Annotated in this window: 16 protein-coding genes; 9 read left to right on the top strand and 7 right to left on the bottom strand. The window is 50.6% G+C overall.

Annotated features, from left to right (window positions below; all coding sequences use genetic code 11):
- Nucleotides 1–6: 6 nt before the first annotated feature.
- The 7 genes from treC to AC3IRK_RS13905 form a co-directional block, all read right to left on the bottom strand.
- Nucleotides 7–1,650, bottom strand: a complete 1,644-nt coding sequence (gene treC, locus AC3IRK_RS13935; protein ID WP_131502412.1) for an alpha,alpha-phosphotrehalase — start codon at nt 1,648–1,650, stop codon at nt 7–9.
- Nucleotides 1,651–1,673: 23 nt separating this feature from the next.
- Nucleotides 1,674–3,113, bottom strand: coding sequence for a PTS system trehalose-specific EIIBC component (gene treP, locus AC3IRK_RS13930; protein ID WP_012371570.1), 1,440 nt, complete (start codon nt 3,111–3,113; stop codon nt 1,674–1,676).
- A gap of 302 nt (nt 3,114–3,415) precedes the next feature.
- Entirely contained in the window at nt 3,416–6,202 is a 2,787-nt protein-coding gene (locus AC3IRK_RS13925) for an EAL domain-containing protein (RefSeq protein WP_489170118.1), read from the bottom strand.
- Nucleotides 6,203–6,334: 132 nt separating this feature from the next.
- Nucleotides 6,335–7,045, bottom strand: coding sequence for a trehalose operon repressor (gene treR / locus AC3IRK_RS13920; RefSeq protein ID WP_489170117.1), 711 nt, complete (start codon nt 7,043–7,045; stop codon nt 6,335–6,337).
- A gap of 46 nt (nt 7,046–7,091) precedes the next feature.
- A complete protein-coding gene (locus tag AC3IRK_RS13915; RefSeq protein ID WP_489170116.1) occupies nt 7,092–8,054 on the bottom strand; it encodes an ABC transporter permease subunit in 963 nt (320 codons plus the stop codon).
- Nucleotides 8,047–8,913, bottom strand: coding sequence for an ABC transporter ATP-binding protein (locus AC3IRK_RS13910; RefSeq protein ID WP_131502408.1), 867 nt, complete (start codon nt 8,911–8,913; stop codon nt 8,047–8,049). Before AC3IRK_RS13910 ends, AC3IRK_RS13915 begins: the two co-directional genes overlap by 8 nt.
- Nucleotides 8,907–9,275: a GntR family transcriptional regulator gene (locus tag AC3IRK_RS13905; RefSeq protein ID WP_114597321.1), complete on the bottom strand. Its 369-nt coding sequence runs from the start codon at nt 9,273–9,275 to the stop codon at nt 8,907–8,909. Before AC3IRK_RS13905 ends, AC3IRK_RS13910 begins: the two co-directional genes overlap by 7 nt.
- Nucleotides 9,276–9,469: 194 nt before the next feature.
- Here AC3IRK_RS13905 and prfA point away from each other — a divergent pair, with 194 nt between their 5' ends.
- From prfA to AC3IRK_RS13860, 9 genes are all read left to right on the top strand, one after another.
- Nucleotides 9,470–10,528, top strand: a complete 1,059-nt coding sequence (prfA, locus tag AC3IRK_RS13900) for a peptide chain release factor 1 (RefSeq protein WP_131502407.1) — start codon at nt 9,470–9,472, stop codon at nt 10,526–10,528.
- Nucleotides 10,528–11,376, top strand: coding sequence for a peptide chain release factor N(5)-glutamine methyltransferase (prmC, locus tag AC3IRK_RS13895; RefSeq protein WP_214855894.1), 849 nt, complete (start codon nt 10,528–10,530; stop codon nt 11,374–11,376). Before prfA ends, prmC begins: the two co-directional genes overlap by 1 nt.
- Nucleotides 11,373–12,371, top strand: a complete 999-nt coding sequence (locus AC3IRK_RS13890) for an L-threonylcarbamoyladenylate synthase (protein ID WP_489170115.1) — start codon at nt 11,373–11,375, stop codon at nt 12,369–12,371. Before prmC ends, AC3IRK_RS13890 begins: the two co-directional genes overlap by 4 nt.
- Before the next feature lie 17 nt (nt 12,372–12,388).
- Nucleotides 12,389–12,904, top strand: coding sequence for a low molecular weight protein arginine phosphatase (locus tag AC3IRK_RS13885; protein ID WP_012371560.1), 516 nt, complete (start codon nt 12,389–12,391; stop codon nt 12,902–12,904).
- Between the two features lie 6 nt (nt 12,905–12,910).
- A complete protein-coding gene (gene rpiB / locus AC3IRK_RS13880) occupies nt 12,911–13,351 on the top strand; it encodes a ribose 5-phosphate isomerase B (RefSeq protein ID WP_012371559.1) in 441 nt (146 codons plus the stop codon).
- Nucleotides 13,352–13,891 carry a TIGR01440 family protein gene (locus tag AC3IRK_RS13875; protein ID WP_131502404.1) on the top strand — a complete coding sequence of 180 codons (540 nt, stop codon included), beginning with the start codon at nt 13,352–13,354 and terminating at the stop codon, nt 13,889–13,891.
- Nucleotides 13,892–14,001: 110 nt separating this feature from the next.
- The gene (glyA, locus tag AC3IRK_RS13870) at nt 14,002–15,261 is read left to right on the top strand and encodes a serine hydroxymethyltransferase (RefSeq protein WP_131502403.1); all 1,260 of its coding nucleotides are present in this window, start codon (nt 14,002–14,004) and stop codon (nt 15,259–15,261) included.
- 99 nt (nt 15,262–15,360) lie between these two features.
- Nucleotides 15,361–16,032, top strand: a complete 672-nt coding sequence (locus AC3IRK_RS13865) for a response regulator transcription factor (RefSeq protein WP_489170114.1) — start codon at nt 15,361–15,363, stop codon at nt 16,030–16,032.
- A complete protein-coding gene (locus AC3IRK_RS13860; RefSeq protein WP_489170113.1) occupies nt 16,029–17,399 on the top strand; it encodes a sensor histidine kinase in 1,371 nt (456 codons plus the stop codon). The genes AC3IRK_RS13865 and AC3IRK_RS13860 overlap by 4 nt, the downstream gene beginning before the upstream one ends.
- The last annotated feature ends 7 nt before the right edge of the window (nt 17,400–17,406 follow it).

The following is a 17,406-nucleotide window of genomic DNA, read 5'->3' as shown; positions in this document are numbered from 1 at the left end:
GTTTGATTAAGCCGTTTGATACAGCATGAGGGATTCGTACGGGCGTAATGTGACTTGCCCTGACGTCTCTAACACATCCGGATAGTTCTGAATCAGGATCTGATGATCAAGCCACTCGTCCGGTAACGTGAACGAAGTTGTCGTACCGTAAAAGTTTGACAAGACGAGCAGCCGTTCCTCGTCAGTGATTCGTTCGTACGCCCAGAGCGCAAGATCATCAGGTGTCAGAAGCCGGTAAATGCCGTTCGTCAAAACATCATACTGTTTGCGCAGGTGAATCAGCTTCTTGTAATGATAGAAGACCGAGTCCGGATCGGCGAGAGCAGCTTCAACATTGATCGAGGTATGATTTTCAGGAACCGGAATCCATGGTGTCGCGGTCGAGAAACCGGCGTGCGGTGACGCATCCCATTGCATCGGTGTCCGGGCATTGTCCCGGGATTTTTGACGGATTGCGGCCAAAATATCAGTTTCCGTTTCACCGAGCGTTGTTTTTTCAGTATAGGCGTTCAGCGTCTCGACATCCCGGTAATCCGCCAAGTCGGTAAAGTCGGGGTTTGGTGTGCCAATTTCTTCGCCCTGATAGATGTACGGTGTTCCTTGTAAGCCGTGTAACGTCGTTGCAAGCATCTTCGCACTTTCGATCCGGTAAACCGTGTCGTCACCAAACCGGCTGACGACGCGGGGCTGATCATGGTTACACCAGAAAATCGCATTCCAGGCATTTCCCTGCATCCCGACCTGCCAGTCGGAGAGAATCCGTTTCAGCTCCAGGAAATCAAACGGGGCTGCCGTCCATTTCTCTCCATTCGGGTAATCAACTTTTAAGTGGTGGAAGTTGAAGGTCATCTTCAGCTCCTGCTCATTTGTATTCGAGTAACGAAGGCAATGATCGAGTGTCGTTGACGACATCTCACCGACGGTCATCAAGTCATGACCGGCAAAGACACGCTGGTTCATCTCCTGCAGGTAGTCATGCACGCGCGGACCGTCCGTATAGTATTTCCGGCCGTCACCGGTCGGGTCATCTGCAAAACTGTCATCTTTTGAAATCAGATTGATGACGTCGAGCCGGAAGCCGCGGACGCCTTTATCGCGCCAAAAGCCCATCATCTGATAGACGGCTTCCCGGAGCGCCGGGTTTTCCCAGTTGAGATCGGCTTGCGTCTCGTCGAACAGATGCAGGTAATACTTACCGGCGACGTCGTCGAACGACCAGGCCGGTCCACCGAATTTTGACACCCAATCCGTTGGTTCGTCCCGCCAAATGAAGTAATCGTGGTAGGGGCTGTCGGGATTTCGTCCTTGCTGGAACCACATATGATCGGTCGAACAATGATTGACGACGATATCCATCATGACGGATAACTGGCGTTTGTTTGCTTCCGCAATCAATTGATCGAAGTCTGCCATCGTACCGTAAGACGGGTCAATCGCGTAATAGTCACTGACATCATAGCCGTTGTCGCGTTGCGGGGACGCATAGACCGGCGTCAGCCACAGGTAATCGACGCCGAGCTCCGTCAGATAATCGAGTTTCGCTGTCACACCACTCAGGGTACCGGTCGCTTTGCCTTCCGGACTGTAAAAACTTTTCGGATAGATTTGGTAGACGGCGGATTTACGCCAGTCGGTTGTCGTAAGAGTCATATCAGGTCACACCTTTCTAAAACTTATGCTGCCTCTTTAAGTGCCGCTTTGCGGGCACGTTTCGTCGAGACGTAATGGAACAGGAACGTACAGACGATCGGAACGATGATCGCGATGACCATCCCGATGATGAAGGACAGAATCGATCCGGGAACGATCGAGATGAAGGCCGGAAGACCGCCGACACCGATTGCCGGTGCGAGTACTCCGCTGACAGCGATGAAGGAAGATGCAATCGCGGATCCGACCAGTGCCGCATAAAACGGATACTTGAACCGGAGATTGACCCCGAACATGGCGGGTTCGGTGATTCCGAAGTAAGCCGAGATGGCGGAAGTCGATGCCATGTTTTTATCATTGACGTTTTTCGCGAGGAACAGCATCGCAAGTGTCGCCGATCCTTGAGCGATGTTCGAGATGGCAATCATCGGCCAGATGAACGTCGTCCCGCTTTGACCGATCAGTTGCAGATCGACGGCGATGAACATGTGGTGCATTCCCGTGATGACGAGCGGGGCATAAAGGGCACCAAACAGCAACGCACCAAGGAGTGGAACGGCTTCAAACGTATTGACGACGCCGATTGTAATCCAGTCTCCGATTTGACGTGTAACCGGTCCGATGACGGCAAGGGCCAGGAAGCCGGTTAATGTGATGGTCGTGATCGGGACGACGAGCAGCTGAATCGCATTCGGAACACGGTTTTTGAGCCAACGTTCGATTGTACTTAAGACGTAAGCGGCAGCGAGGACCGGTAAAATCTGTCCTTGATAACCGACTTTTTCGATTTCAAATAAGCCGAGGATATTGAATGTCGGAATATCCCCTTTTAGTGCACTTTGACCGTAATTCCAAGCGTTCAGGAGATCCGGGTGCACGAGCATCAGTCCCATGACAATCCCGAGGATTTCACTGCCGCCAAAGCGTTTCGTGGCGGACCAGCCGACCAGTGCCGGCAGGAAGACGAACGCCGTGTTCGCCATCATGTTGATTAAATCCCATAAACCCTGCAGGTTCGGATACCGTTCGATCATCGTCTTGCCGCCAAACTCAATGCCGAAAAGATTGTTAATTCCCATTAACAGTCCGGCGACGATGATGGCCGGGATGATCGGCATGAAGACATCGGAAAAGACTTTGATCAGTTTTTGGAACGGATTCATTTTCGAGGCACCGGACGATTTGACGTCAGCGATTGTCGTCGCCTGTAAACCGGTTAATTGAATGAACTCGGCGTAGACACGGTCAACGTCGCCGGCACCGATGACAATCTGATAGACACCCGCATTCAGGAAAGCGCCTTTGACGAGCGGGACTTCAAGTAACGCTTCTTGTTCGACCAAACTTTGATCTTTTAATGTCAAGCGGAGGCGGGTGACACAGTGGGCTGCCTGCTCGACGTTATCTTTGCCACCGATTCGTTCGATGATTTGTTCTGCAATTTGCCGATAGTTGGGTTTCATCTCACATTCTCCTTTGGGATTGAACTGAAGACTCATTTTGAAATGAAAACGTTTTCTTATATGCGCACATTCATCTTAACTTATCTATATAAGTTAAGTCAACAACTTATATAGATAAGTTTGAAACCGCCTTGATCAATAAAAAAGGGGCTGACTCAAAAGTCAGTCCCTACAAAGAAAAGGATGGCAGATTCTAATTCTGCCGCCCTTTTCTCGTTTAAACAGGAATCACTGTTTCACGCAACTCCTACAGGAAAGAGCGTGAAAAGACGAGAGATTCCTTTTTGAGTCAGTCTTGTTTTTCAGGAAGATTGCAGCGCTTCGAAGACGAGATGGGACTGCTTCACATCCAAGTACTGGCATTCATATTCGATCTGACCGTTATCCAGTTCGATCGCCTGAAGCGGTCGGACCGGAATCGGCTGTTGTTTCAAAATCAAAACGAGTTCAATCCCTTCATGAACAGGCAGATGTAGCGGGGAATAGAAGGAGACACTATGCATGGTCCCTTTGGAGACCACGATATTTGTTCGACCGACGTGGATATCCTGTCCGTTCAGCCGTTGAATCGTAATGGAAGCATCGACCGTCCGGGTGCTGATTGGGGCAGTCATCGCTTCCGTCGCTGCAATCTGCCGTTCGCGCATGGCGCGTTCGAAATGGACTTTAGGTAACGGTTTACTGAACAAGTATCCTTGGATGGTCGTACATTCGAGTCCTCGTAAGAAGTGGAGTTGTCCCATCGTCTCGACACCTTCTGCGACGACATCCATGCCGAATTCCTTTGCCATGAAGAGGACGCTCCGGACGACGGATTGTGTTTTTTTGTCCTGGACCAGCGTCGTCGCGAACTGCCGGTCAATCTTAATCGTATCAATCGGATACTGTTGCAGATAAGAGATTGATGAATAGCCTTTTCCGAAATCATCCAAGGCAATCTTGATGCCCATTTGACTGAGCATCTGAAGTGACTGCTGAATTTTACTGTTATCAAACAAGACATCGGTCTCGAGAATTTCGATTTCAAGCATGCTTGGGGAAACACCGAAGCGCTGGAGTGTTTCCTGGCAGGTCTCGGCAAAGTTCCCGTGGATCAAGCGTTTTGGAGAAACGTTGATTGAAATCGGAACGATCGGTAAATCGGCAAGAATCCATTGATTGATATTCCGGCATGTTTCTTCGAGCACCCAGTCAGCAATCAGGATATGCATCTCGCTTTCCTCGGATAACGGAATGAAATCGTTTGGCGGAATCCGGCCCCAGTCCGGATGTTGCCAGCGGATTAACGCTTCAGCTCCGACAATCGTTCCGGACCACGCGTTAACTTTTGGCTGATACTCAAGGAACAGTTCGTTCCGGCGGATAGCCGTTCGGATACTTTTTTGAAGTTGATGGCGCCGGTAAGTCTCGATATTGAACGTCGAGGAATAGACACTGTATTCATTCACACGGGCCCGACCGAGGGCGATGCTCGCTGTTTTGACAAGGTCTTCCGCCGAATCCGCATCTTCCGGAAAACGGCTCACGCCGATACCGATTGACGGGTACCATTCGTAGGAATCGACGACGATTTTTTGTTTGGACAGTTCAATCAATTGTTCACAGATCTTGTTGATTGAACATTCTTCGACGACGTTCGGGAACAGGACGATGTATTCATCTCCGTAGAGGTGACCAAAGTAAGAAGCAGTCGGCAGGTGGTGTAACAATTGTGTTGCTGTTTTTGACAACCACTTATCACCAATCGGATAACCGAAATCATGATTGATGTCCTGTAAGGCATTGTAGCTGACGGTCAAGACGCTGAACGTGGGATAAGTAGCAATCCATTGGTTCATTTGTTCAAGAACGAGTGTCCGGTTCGGCAGTCCCGTCACCCGGTCATGCATCGCCAGTTGAAAAATTTTCTCTTCCTGTTGTTTTAACTGTGTGATGTCCTGAATGACACTTTGGAAAGCGGAGACGACACCGTCTGCGCCACGGATCGGTGTCCGGTTTTCTAAAATCCAATGAATCCTATCGTCGTGACGGATACGATAGGAGACTTCGGACTCATGATTGGCAAGAATCCGGTGATAACTCGCTTCGACTTTTGATCGATCTTCAGGAAGAATCAAATCCTCGATCCAAAGCCCGTCGACCTGTTGGTGCCGGTGCAGCAATCCTTCAAAGATATTTTCAAATCCCCGTGTGTGAAAATCAATCTTTTTTTGATCAATATCGTACCGGTAAATCGCACTCGTCGACACTTGTTGGAACGTTAAAAACTTTTCTTTTTCATCATGAAGTTGTTTATCCAATGATTTGTGTTCCGAAAGATTATAGAGAACACAAGTGAGCTCTGCCTGTTGTTGCCGGTCATCTTGCCGGAACGCACATCGGCAGAAGATATCCTGATAACCATGCTGTGGATGAAGGACACGTGTTTCGATGTCGAGTGAAGGCAAACAGCGGTTTGTTTTCAACAGATCGAGATATTCACGAAACTCCTGTTGGTCAGCAGGATGAATCCGTTGGAAAAACTCTTGTTTAGACAAATGTTTGAGCTGTTCGGGCCGGACTCCGAATAATTCCGCGAACGAGTCGGAGGAGCGCAACAAGTTACCGTGCTCATTGAATGCGGCCAGTGCGATTCCCGGAAGTGTTTCGACCAATTGCTGATCAAACTGAATCGAGTCCATCTGTTGTTTCATCAGTCGGTTTGTCGTTAAATCGCGAGCAATTCCATAAGCCCCGACAATCAGACCATTGGAGAAGATCGGAATATTGACGATCATCATTTCGAGATAATGACCTTTCGAATGCCGGATGTGTGCCGTATACGTTTCGCTTTGTCCCTGCATGACCTGTTGAAAATGGAACACTGTGCTGTCTTGATCGTCTGGATGAACAAAATGTTTGAAGTGGTTCATTAAAGCGTCTCTCGTATAGCCCAGTAATAGGGATGTTTTATCGTTTAGACGCGTGACACGTCCTAAAATGTCGAGTGTATAAATCGCATCCGGATGGTTTTCCATGAAGTGTTCGTCAATGGTGGATACGTCCTGACCACGTTTTAGTAGGGTCTGTAGTCCTTTCTTAAATGACAATGGCAAAACCTCCAGTTAAAAAATATAAAAAGAAACCTAAAATTTGGTTCACATTTTTATAATATAACATTCAAATGGAGGAATGAACGTTTCGTTCAAAAAAACAAAAAAAGGACTCTGAGTTTAGAGTCCTTAGCGGCGGGCAATATCCGTAAACTGAAACTTATCGAGCCGGTGACGCGACTGTGTCCGTTCAAAATGCTGACCCTCGTAATAATACGTATCATTCGTAATGACGATGACGTGGGTGGTGCCCTCAAGATCCAGATACTGCTGATCTTCCACCGTCGCGGGTTGAGCCTCGATTTTTCGTTTGGCATAACTGATCTGCCGCCCGAGTGTCTGTTCGATATACGCATAAATCGACGCACCGGCAATTTCTTTCGTCAAACCGGGGACAAGGGACGTCACGAACAGGTTGATATCAAAGATGACCCGCTCCCCGTCAATCGACCGGACCCGTTTGACCTGCGTGAGCGACGTACCGGGTGTGACATGGAACAACTGGGCCAGTTCCTCGGTCGCTTCGAGCAGCTCACAGGAAATGACATCGGTCTTGACGTCATGTTCGCCGATTTGCCGGTTTGCTTCAGAAAAGCTGACGATGCCGTTGAACTGAAAGGCAATCGCATCCTGACTGAGTACGAAGACTCCTTTTCCCTGGTGTTTACGGACGAAGCCCTTGTCCTGCAAGGCCTCGATTGCTTTGCGGACCGTGCCGCGGCTGGCACCGAATTCCTGCATCAATTCCGTTTCCGAAGGAAGTTTGGTTTCGGCCGGTAACGTTCCGCCCTGAATCTGGTCGACCAATTGCTGATAAATCTGAAGATATTTTGGCATCATCGATTCCGTCCTTTATTCAAAGTGTTGGGGATAGTGTAGCACGGAATCAACGTTTCCACCCAATCATCCGGCGGTACGAACTAAAAGCAGGCCAGGCGAGAATCGCGACGGCAAGCCAGTAGAGAAATTGATTTTCAGACGAGATCACACCGATGACAGCAGCCAGTAAAATGGTCGTATAGACGGAGAAAACGATGATCAACAGCGGATGGATCTTCGGGAAAACCGTGAAACGGCCAAGGCGTTCGTTTTCGCTTCTGACATAAAGCAGACTGCCGCAACTGATTAAGAGTACCAGCAAGACCAGGTTGAATACGAGGGCGCTGATCAACTGTTCGTCTTCGAACAACAAGGTGAACGGTGAAGCCGTCGTCGTCAGGAAATCGAACAACGAAGCCTCCTCATCGGCGAGACCAAATCCGAGTGTCGTGATGGCGGCGATCGCAAAAAAGGTCAGGTAGTTTAAAAACAGGAAGAACAATCCGAGTAATAATTGGCCGATGACGTCGCCGGCAATCGTTCCCGCGAGTAAAAAGATACTGAAGACGACGAGATCGAATAGAAAATACGAGACAAAATCGAGCGTCAGGTCAGACAGGCTGACGTAGTCAAACGGATGAATGCCGCCGATTCCTTGTAAAATCAGCCAGCTGACGAAGAAACCGATGATCGGCAAAATCAGCAGGATGGCGACACCAAGACTCCATTTGATCCAGTAGAGCGTTTTTTTATTGACCGGCAAAGCGTGAAGCATTAAGCTCCGGCCGCTTCCACGCTCTTTTCCGAGGATTAAAATCGCGAAGACCGCCATCAGAATCGCGCCGAATCCGGCAAAACTCGGACTGACGAGGACGGATTGGATGATTTCGTTTTCTGCTCCACCGTATGTACCGAAGTTATCGATGACCGTGTAACTGCCGAAGCCGTAACTGAAGACAGCGAGCAGGAAAAGAGAAGCGAGTGGCCAGATGCCCTGCTTGATATGATAACGGATCAGTTGTTTATACATGTTGATCGCCTCCGAACGTTCCTAAAAAGTAATCTTCGAGTTGGACAGGTAACACATCTCTCAGTAACGGATTTGTCTTGTCGACGTAAGCGGCACCGGCTTCCGAGCGGACGATCAGCGTGACGACCCGGCCGGTTTGTGACAGGACGTGAACATCGTTATGGTGGAAATCCGGGACCGTCTCATAGGCGAGTTGCCATTTCTGCATGCTGGATTTCGCATCTTCGAGTGTTTGCGGTTCTTTGACGAGGTGTTGTTCGATCGTCATGATCCGGTCGGCCAGTGAATCGAGTTCCTCTAACTGATGGGACGCGATCAGGACGGCGGTTTGACGTTCGGCAAGCAAGGTCACAAGCTGTTTTAAGTAATTTCGTTTATTGATCCGGTCGAGTCCGTCCGTCGGTTCATCGAGTAACAGGACCGGTGCGTTGGTTGCGAAAGCAAGCTGCAGTAAAAACAGCTGGGCCTGACCTTTTGAGAGTGAGGTGACACGGCGTCCACGATCGAGATTCAACGACCGGCAATAGTTTTCAATAAAAGTCCGTTCGAAATTCGGATAAAACGCATTGTAAAAGCCGATCAATTCCCCGAGTGTCATCTGACGGTAGACGCCGATTGAATCCGGAACTAAAAACAGATGTTGCCGGGCTGACGGAACGTGATGGATGGACTGTTGGTTCCATTCGACTTTTCCGCGGGACGGCTCAAGTGCTCCGACGAGTGTTTTCAGTAACGTCGTCTTGCCGGCACCGTTTCGTCCGATCAGTGCTGTAATCGTTCCGGCTGGCAACGTGAACGAGGCGTTTTCGTAAATCATTTTGGAATCAATCTGTTTGGTCAGGTGAGACACGGTCAACATGAGGAATCCTCCCTTGTTTGGATAAGTAGTTGATAAAGATCTGCATTGGATATCGATAATTCATCGGCTACGCTGCACAGTGTCTGCACATGTGGTTGAATCGCAGCCTGTTTGACCTGTTCGATCGGTAAATCGGAAATAAAGGAACCTTTGCCGCGCATCGTGACGATGAAGTTACGGCTTTCGAGTTCCTGATAGGCACGGGAAACGGTATTCGGATTGACGAGTAACGTGCTCGCCAGTTCACGGACCGACGGCATCTGTTCACCGGACCGGAGAAGTCCGCGGGCAACCGCACGGATGATTTGGGCGACAAGTTGCTCGTAAATCGGCAACGAACTTTTAGGGTCAACCGTAAACATTCGATTACCTCCTTAAGTGTATTAATTCAATTAGTACACTAATTATAGGAAAATCCATCCAGGACGTCAAGTGGAGTAAAAAAAGGAGTGACGGGAAACGCTGCTAATAAGGAAGAAATGTTGCTCCGGCGTAACGCGACTCTAAATATTTGCTATACTGACGACAGAAGAATCATCAGGAAGGATGACCGAGAATGTTAGAGCGATTAAGTGCGTTGGAAGACCGTTATGAAAAATTAAATGACCTGTTGGCGGACCCCGCCATCATTAAAGATACGAATCAACTGCGTGAGGTATCGAAGGAGCAGTCCCAACTGGCACCGACCGTTGAAGTGTACCGCGTCTACCGCGATAAGATGGAAGCCTACCAGGAGGCGCGTCATATGTTGACGGACCCGGAGATGCGCGATCTCGCGAAAGAGGAAGTCGCCGTGCTCGAGCCGGAAATCAAGGAACTTGAGACGAAGCTGAAAGCTCTGCTCCTGCCGAAAGATCCGAACGACGATAAAAACGTCATCGTCGAAATCCGCGGTGCGGCAGGCGGTGATGAAGCGGCGTTATTTGCCGGCGATCTCTTTAAAATGTATTCGAAGTTCGCTGAAAAACAGAGCTGGAAAATTGAGATCATCGATGCCAGCTATACGGAGCTTGGCGGCTACAAGGAAATCATCTTCATCGTCAAAGGAACGGGTGCGTATTCGAAGCTAAAGTATGAGAACGGCGCCCACCGAGTCCAGCGTGTCCCGTCAACCGAGTCGGGCGGACGGATTCATACATCGACCGCAACCGTTGCCGTCTTGCCGGAAGCGGAAGATGTCGAAGTCGAGATTCACGACAAAGATGTCCGCGTCGATACGTTCACATCGAGCGGACCGGGCGGACAGTCGGTCAACACGACCCAGTCGGCAGTCCGGGTCACGCACGTACCGACGGGAATCGTCGCCAGCTGTCAGGATGAAAAGTCACAAATTAAAAATAAAGAAAAAGCGATGAAGGTGCTGCGGGCACGTGTCTACGATAAGATTCAACGCGAGCAGCAGGCCGAGTACGATGAAAAGCGGAAATCAGCGGTCGGAACGGGTGACCGGTCAGAGCGGATCCGGACGTATAACTTTGCCCAAAACCGTGTCACTGATCACCGGATCGGTTTGACGATTCAAAAACTTGACCGGATTCTGCAAGGTGAGATGGATGAAGTCATCGATACTCTCGTCATGGAGTATCAGGCCCGGGCATCGGAGGCGGCGAACTGATGCGAATCGCAAAACGTCTGAATCAGGCACAAACGATGCTCTTGACGGCAGGACGCGAGGCCTCGAGTGCCGAATGGTTACTTATGCACGTTTTACAGGTCGACCGGACCGGATTGTTGATCCGTTTGTCGGACGAACTTGAGCCGGAACAGGACCTGTTGTTCAGTGAATATTTACTGGCCCATTTAAATGGTGTCCCGGTCCAGCATTTGATCGGATACCAACCGTTTTACGGACGCGACTTCCGCGTGTCACCCGCTGTCTTGATTCCGCGGCCGGAGACGGAAGAATTGATTGAATTCGTGACGGGACGCCTGCAAGGAGAAACATTCAAACCCGGTGAAATCGTCGATATCGGAACCGGCAGCGGAGCGATTTGTCTGACGCTTGCCCTTGAACTGAAACAACCGGTCACGACGGTCGATATTTCGGCGGAGGCGATTGCGGTTGCCAAAGAAAATCAACAGATGCTTGGCGGAGAGGTCACCTTTTTGGAAGGGGATTTGCTGGCACCGCTTGCTGACCGGTCAGTCCGGGTGTTAGTCTCGAATCCCCCTTATATTGAAGAAGATGAATTGCTCAGTGACGTCGTGTTTGACCATGAGCCCCACCTCGCGTTGTTTGGCGGGAAAGACGGACTCGTGTTCTACCGCCGCCTGATTGAAGACAGCAATCGGATCCTGCGCGATGATTTTCGTTTGATTGCGTTCGAAATCGGACACAATCAGGGCGATGAAGTGCAAATGATGTTAAAAAAACGTTATCCAACTGTAGAAACGGGTATTTTAAAAGATATAAACGGTAAAGACCGTATCGTGTATGCGGAACGAAAGGATTGTCCAGAGTGAAGACGGAAATGATTCAGCAGAAGACATTAAATGAAGCGGTACGACTATTACAAGAAGGTGAAGTCGTCGCGATTCCGACGGAGACGGTCTATGGTCTCGCAGGGGATGCGACGAGCGAAACGGCCGTTCGGCGAATTTTCGCCGCGAAGGGTCGACCTTCCGACAATCCGTTGATTGTCCATGTCGCATCCATTGAACAGGCAAAGCAGTTCGTCACTCATATTCCGGATGTCGCGACTCAATTGATGGATACGTTTTGGCCGGGTGCCTTGACGATCATTTTAGAATCAAACGGACGTGCATCCACACTCGTCACCGCAGGACTGGATACGATCGGATTACGGATGCCGGACCATCCGCTGGCGCTTGAGTTAATCGAAGCGACCGGGTTGGGTCTGGCAGCACCAAGTGCCAACCGTTCCGGAAAACCTTCACCGACGTCATCTGCGCATGTCGCACATGACCTCTCGGGCCGCATCGCCGCAATCGTCGACGGCGGGGAGACCGGAATCGGTGTCGAATCGACGGTCATCGACTGTACCGTGAATCCACCGGTGATTTTACGGCCGGGTGGTGTGACGCGGGAACAGATCGAATCGATCATCGGAGACGTGTCACTTGATCCTGCCTTATCGATGAAAGACCAGACACCGAAGGCACCAGGCATGAAGTACACGCACTATGCACCGGAAGCAACGTTATCCATTGTAGCGGGTGACCTCTCATTCCTGCAGCAACTCATCGATGAAGCACGCCAAACCGGACAAAAGACAGGCGTCATTCTCTTTGACGGAGAAGACATCGAAGCCGATGTCCGTTGTTTCCTCGGAACGACGATGGAAACAGCTGCGCAACGTCTTTACGATTGTTTACGGCGATTTGATCAGACGACAGTAGATCAGATTTTTGTACGGGATCTATCAGAAGAAGGGGTTGGGCTGGCAGTCCGAAATCGGCTCCACAAGGCAGCAGGTGGTCGGATCATTCGCCCGTAAAGAAGGAGGATACTGAGATGAGCACACGTCGTGTATTGTTTATCTGTACAGGAAACACATGCCGCAGTCCGATGGCAATGGCATTATTACGGTCAAAAGTGGCCGATCAAGAATTTGATGTCCGTTCCGCCGGTCTGCGTTCGATGCAAGGATTCGATGCTTCTGAAAACGCATTGCAGGTTTTACGTGAGCGCGGCATTGAACTTGAACACTATACGCAAGTATTTGACGACGTCCTCGGGCGTTGGTCGGATATCATCTTGACGATGACACGCAGCCATAAACAGGAAGTCGGCGAACGGTACCCGGAACTGAAAGACCGGACGTTTACGCTGTACGAGTACGTGACCGGCCTTGAACGGGATATCAATGATCCGTACGGCGGATCGATGAACGTTTACCGCCAGGTCCGAAATGAACTCGAACCCCTCGTCAACCGTCTTGTGTTAAAATTGACGCAGAACGGAAACGGAAGAAAAGCACCGGACAACCGGAAGCTTCCGAAAAAACAACCTAAACAAACGGGGGAATAGTTAACGATGAAAGTAGCAATCGGAGCAGACCATGGTGGTTTTAAGTTAAAAGCGGAACTGAATGAACTCTTACAGGAGCTCGGAATTGATTATACGGACTTCGGAACGTATTCGTCTGAATCAATCGATTATCCGGACGTCGCGATTCCGGTCGCGGAAGCGGTCGCGAACGGTGAATTCGACCGAGGGATTTTAATTTGCGGGACAGGTATCGGAATCGGTATCGCTGCGAACAAAGTCAAAGGCATCCGGGCAGCACTCGTCCATGATACGTTCAGCGCCAAAGCGACACGTCAGCATAACAACTCGAATATCTTGACGATGGGCGAACGTGTCATCGGACCAGGTCTTGCGCGTGACATCGCGAAAATCTGGCTTGAGACGGAGTTCGAAGGCGGACGTCACGAAAACCGCGTCTGCAAAATCTCAGATTATGAGGTGAAGTAAATGGATCTGGAACAAATCAAACAAGATCTCGAAGCGTCGTTGACGGAACTGAATGAACGATTCCCGTTAAAAGGGAAACTACTCGTCATCGGGTGTTCGACAAGCGAAGTCATCGGCAAACAAATCGGTAAGGCGGGTTCGCCCGAAGTCGCAGAAGCGTTGTTCGATGTCTTTGATACGTTCCGTCGTTCGCATCAAGTCGATCTGGCGTTTCAAGGCTGTGAGCACATCAACCGTGCTTTGACTTTGGAGCGGCAGATCGTCGAACGGCTCGGACTGGAAGCGGTGACGGTCGTTCCGGTTCCGGAAGCAGGCGGTTCGATGGCGAGTGTCGCCTATCAACGTTTTTCGGCACCGGTCGTCGTCGAAGCGATCCAGGCCGATGCCGGGATCGATATCGGAGACACATTCATCGGGATGCACTTGAAGCAAGTGGCGATTCCGGTCCGTCTGCCGCACCGCGAAATCGGTGAGGCACATGTGACAGCTGCCGTCACGCGACCAAAACTGATTGGTGGCGCGCGTGCTAAATACGAATGATTTGCGCAAGGGGTTGCACTCCCCTTGCTTTTTTAATGGATTTTTAGAGGGTGCCAGCAAGTGATTATTCGTGTTAAGATAGGTCTATCGAAATGAATGGGGGAATTCAGATGGAACAAACACCACTAACGTATCTGAAACAGCAAGATGAGGAACTCTTTTCGGCTATGCGCAAGGAATTAGGGCGTCAACGCGATAATATCGAGTTGATTGCGTCAGAAAACTTTGTCTCACAAGCGGTCATGGAAGCTCAAGGCAGCGTGCTGACGAACAAATACGCAGAAGGTTATCCGGGTCGTCGTTATTACGGCGGTTGTGAGTTCGTCGATTTAGCGGAAAACTTGGCACGTGATCGTGCGAAGGCCATCTTTGGAGCAGAACATGTCAATGTTCAGCCGCACTCAGGTGCACAGGCCAACATGGCGGTCTACTTCACGATTCTTGATCAGGGCGACACGGTCCTCGGGATGAACCTCTCCCATGGTGGTCACCTGACACACGGTAGTCCTGTGAATTTCTCCGGTGTTCAATACAACTTCGTTGAGTACGGCGTCGATCCAGAAACAGAGATGATCGATTACGATGTCGTCGCGAAGCTTGCGGAAGAACACAAACCAAAACTGATCGTCGCGGGAGCATCGGCTTATCCGCGCGTCATCGACTTCAAACGATTCCGTGAAATCGCGGACAGTGTCGGTGCCTACTTGATGGTCGACATGGCGCACATCGCGGGACTCGTCGCGGCAGGTCTCCATCCGAATCCGGTCGAACATGCGCATTTCGTCACGACGACGACGCACAAGACACTTCGCGGACCACGCGGCGGGATGATTCTTTGTAAGGAAGAACATGCCAAAGCCATCGATAAATCGATTTTCCCGGGAATCCAAGGCGGACCGCTCATGCACGTCATCGCAGCGAAAGCCGTTGCCTTTGCGGAAGCATTAGCACCTGACTTCAAGGAGTACATCGAGCAAGTCGTGGCCAATGCGAAAGTCCTCGGCGAAGAGTTGACGGCACGTGGACTGCGGATCGTCTCTGGCGGTACCGACAACCACCTGCTTCTCGTTGATCTCCAACCGCTAGGCATCACGGGCAAGCTTGCGGAGCATGCTTTGGACGAAGCCGGCATCACGGTCAACAAAAACACGATTCCGTTTGATCCGGCGAGCCCGTTCGTTACGAGCGGAATCCGAATCGGGACGGCAGCGATGACGTCGCGTGGATTCAAAGAAGCCGAGATGAAACAAATCGCAGAGCTGATTGAACTCGTTCTGAAAAACCCGGAAGATCAAGAAACACTGACAAGTGCCCACAAGCAAGTTCTGGCATTGACAGGTCGTTTCCCGCTTTACCCGGAACGCGGTTAAGTTTTAAGCGTACAATCACCACCTCGACCTTTTCGATTGATGAGAAGTGCGGGGTGGTTTTTTTTGATGACCTTCAGCTAATCGGAAAGGAAGTGAAGGATGATGAAGATTTTAGTCGTGGAAGATGATCTGCATATTCAGCGACTTGTCCGGGAGACACTTGAAGCGGACGGCCATCAGATTGTCGCGACGGCGGACGGGAACGAAGCAGCCCGTTGGATCGGCGAACAGCTTTTTGAAGCAGCCGTGCTTGACGTGATGGTGCCGGGACGAAGCGGTTTTGAATTGTGTACCTTGTTGCGAGAAAGTCATGAAATTCCGATTTTGATGCTGACAGCTCTCGGAGAACTGACCGATAAACGTGACGGTTTTTCATCGGGAGCGGATGATTACATCACGAAACCCTTTGATCCGGAAGAACTGGTTTTCCGTCTGCATGCCGTTGCCCGGCGGTATCAAAAAGCCGTTGTCCCCATCATACAATTTGGTGAGGTTACGATTGATAAACAGAGCCAGCAGCTGACGATCGGAACGACCCGGTTGACGATTCCCCGCCGTGAGTTCGAATTGTTGCACCAATTGGCCAACTTTCCGGGACGGGTCTTCAGCCGGGAAGAATTGATCGAACACGTCTGGGGACTCGACTTCATGGGGGACGACCGGACGGTTGACGTCCATATCAAGCGACTGCGCAAACGACTGCAGGAGACGGACGCAATCAAAATCCAGACTGTCCGCGGTCTCGGATACCGGTTGGAGGCGACGGCATGAAATCGTTGTATGTGAAAATTGTCGGGCTCGTCTGTCTGGTTCTGCTCGTCTCCGCATTGATTGCCTTATTGATCAGTAATGTCTTGTATTACACCGTGTGGCAAGCTTCTTACAGTCAGAAGGTAGAAGAGGCGGTCGAGACATCGTTCGCTTATTACGAACGACACGGGGACCGGCGTGTCGATTCGTTTTACGAGATGCTCAGTGCGACCGGCTTTCAACTTTATGTCGTGTCGGAATCCGGACAGGTCAAGCGGTACGGGAATCCGTTCCGTAATGAGACAATCGCACCTGCTGTCATTCAATCAGTGCAAGAAGGACAGGTCTATCAAGGGATGCGGGACTACCCGTTCCATTTGTTCCTGCTTGGATTGTTTGATAATGAAGTCATCAATACGTACGGAACGTCCTTAGAAACGGATACGGGGACGGATGCCGTGTTCATTCGTCCGGACTTAAGCCGGCAGATTCGTGAGCTGCATCTGTTCGTCGGTGCGTTCCTGGCGTTACTCATCCTGCTCAGCTTCCTGCTGCTCGTCTTTTCGATCCGTTACCTGGTGCGTCCGATCAAACGATTGACGACGGCGACGGAACGGATGACGACGGGGGATTACTCGATTTCGGTCGCGACGACCGGGCAAGATGAAATCGGGGAATTATCGCGACGGTTCGACGAGATGGCGCAGGCCGTTGCCAAGTCGGACGCCGAACGAAAAGCATTCATCGCCAATGTCTCACATGAATTCCAATCACCACTGACGACAATCAGAGGATACGCCGGACAACTCGACCGGTCTGCACGACCCGAAGACCGGTCGAAATTAAGGACAATCGGACAGGAAGCGACACGAATGGCCGAATTGACCCGTCAATTACTGACCTTGGCACGGCTTGACGAGGGGCGTCCGCTGAGACGCCAGCCGATTCAGCTCATCCAGTCGATTCAGGCGACACTGGAGACACTTCGTTATCAGTTGGACGAACGTGGAGTGGCCGTCGCACTCGATGCATCGGATGATCCGGTGATTCGTGCAGACGAATTGGCGCTGGAACAGATTTTTCAAAATCTGATTCGAAATGCCTTACATGTCTCGGCGGAAGGCGACTTGATTACGATTCAAGTCGACACACAAGCGGATTCCGTCATCGTTCAGATCAAAGATCAAGGACCGGGCATGACGGAGCAAGTAATCGCTCATGCCTTCGAACGATTTTATCAAGGTGATGCGTCACGCGGGACGAGCGGAACCGGTCTCGGACTGGCAATCGTCAAGGAAACGATGGATCAATTGGATGGACAGATTCGAATCGAGTCGATTCCGGATGCGGGAACGACGATTGTGCTGACTTTTGTAAGTCAGGACTGAGTCGTTC

This window comes from Exiguobacterium sp. GL_137 (assembly GCF_057834585.1).
This window is presented reverse-complemented; position numbering and strand designations above follow the sequence as displayed.

Coding starts and splice junctions, on each gene's coding strand:
- treR (WP_489170117.1), bottom strand. CDS start 7,045: ATGATGCCAAAATATCTTCAGATTTATCAGCAATTGGTCGACCAGATT.
- prmC (WP_214855894.1), top strand. CDS start 10,528: ATGCGAATCGCAAAACGTCTGAATCAGGCACAAACGATGCTCTTGACG.
- AC3IRK_RS13860 (WP_489170113.1), top strand. CDS start 16,029: ATGAAATCGTTGTATGTGAAAATTGTCGGGCTCGTCTGTCTGGTTCTG.
- AC3IRK_RS13885 (WP_012371560.1), top strand. CDS start 12,389: ATGAGCACACGTCGTGTATTGTTTATCTGTACAGGAAACACATGCCGC.
- AC3IRK_RS13915 (WP_489170116.1), bottom strand. CDS start 8,054: ATGTATAAACAACTGATCCGTTATCATATCAAGCAGGGCATCTGGCCA.
- AC3IRK_RS13875 (WP_131502404.1), top strand. CDS start 13,352: ATGGATCTGGAACAAATCAAACAAGATCTCGAAGCGTCGTTGACGGAA.
- AC3IRK_RS13865 (WP_489170114.1), top strand. CDS start 15,361: ATGATGAAGATTTTAGTCGTGGAAGATGATCTGCATATTCAGCGACTT.
- AC3IRK_RS13905 (WP_114597321.1), bottom strand. CDS start 9,275: ATGTTTACGGTTGACCCTAAAAGTTCGTTGCCGATTTACGAGCAACTT.
- rpiB (WP_012371559.1), top strand. CDS start 12,911: ATGAAAGTAGCAATCGGAGCAGACCATGGTGGTTTTAAGTTAAAAGCG.
- AC3IRK_RS13910 (WP_131502408.1), bottom strand. CDS start 8,913: ATGTTGACCGTGTCTCACCTGACCAAACAGATTGATTCCAAAATGATT.
- treC (WP_131502412.1), bottom strand. CDS start 1,650: ATGACTCTTACGACAACCGACTGGCGTAAATCCGCCGTCTACCAAATC.
- treP (WP_012371570.1), bottom strand. CDS start 3,113: ATGAAACCCAACTATCGGCAAATTGCAGAACAAATCATCGAACGAATC.
- prfA (WP_131502407.1), top strand. CDS start 9,470: ATGTTAGAGCGATTAAGTGCGTTGGAAGACCGTTATGAAAAATTAAAT.
- glyA (WP_131502403.1), top strand. CDS start 14,002: ATGGAACAAACACCACTAACGTATCTGAAACAGCAAGATGAGGAACTC.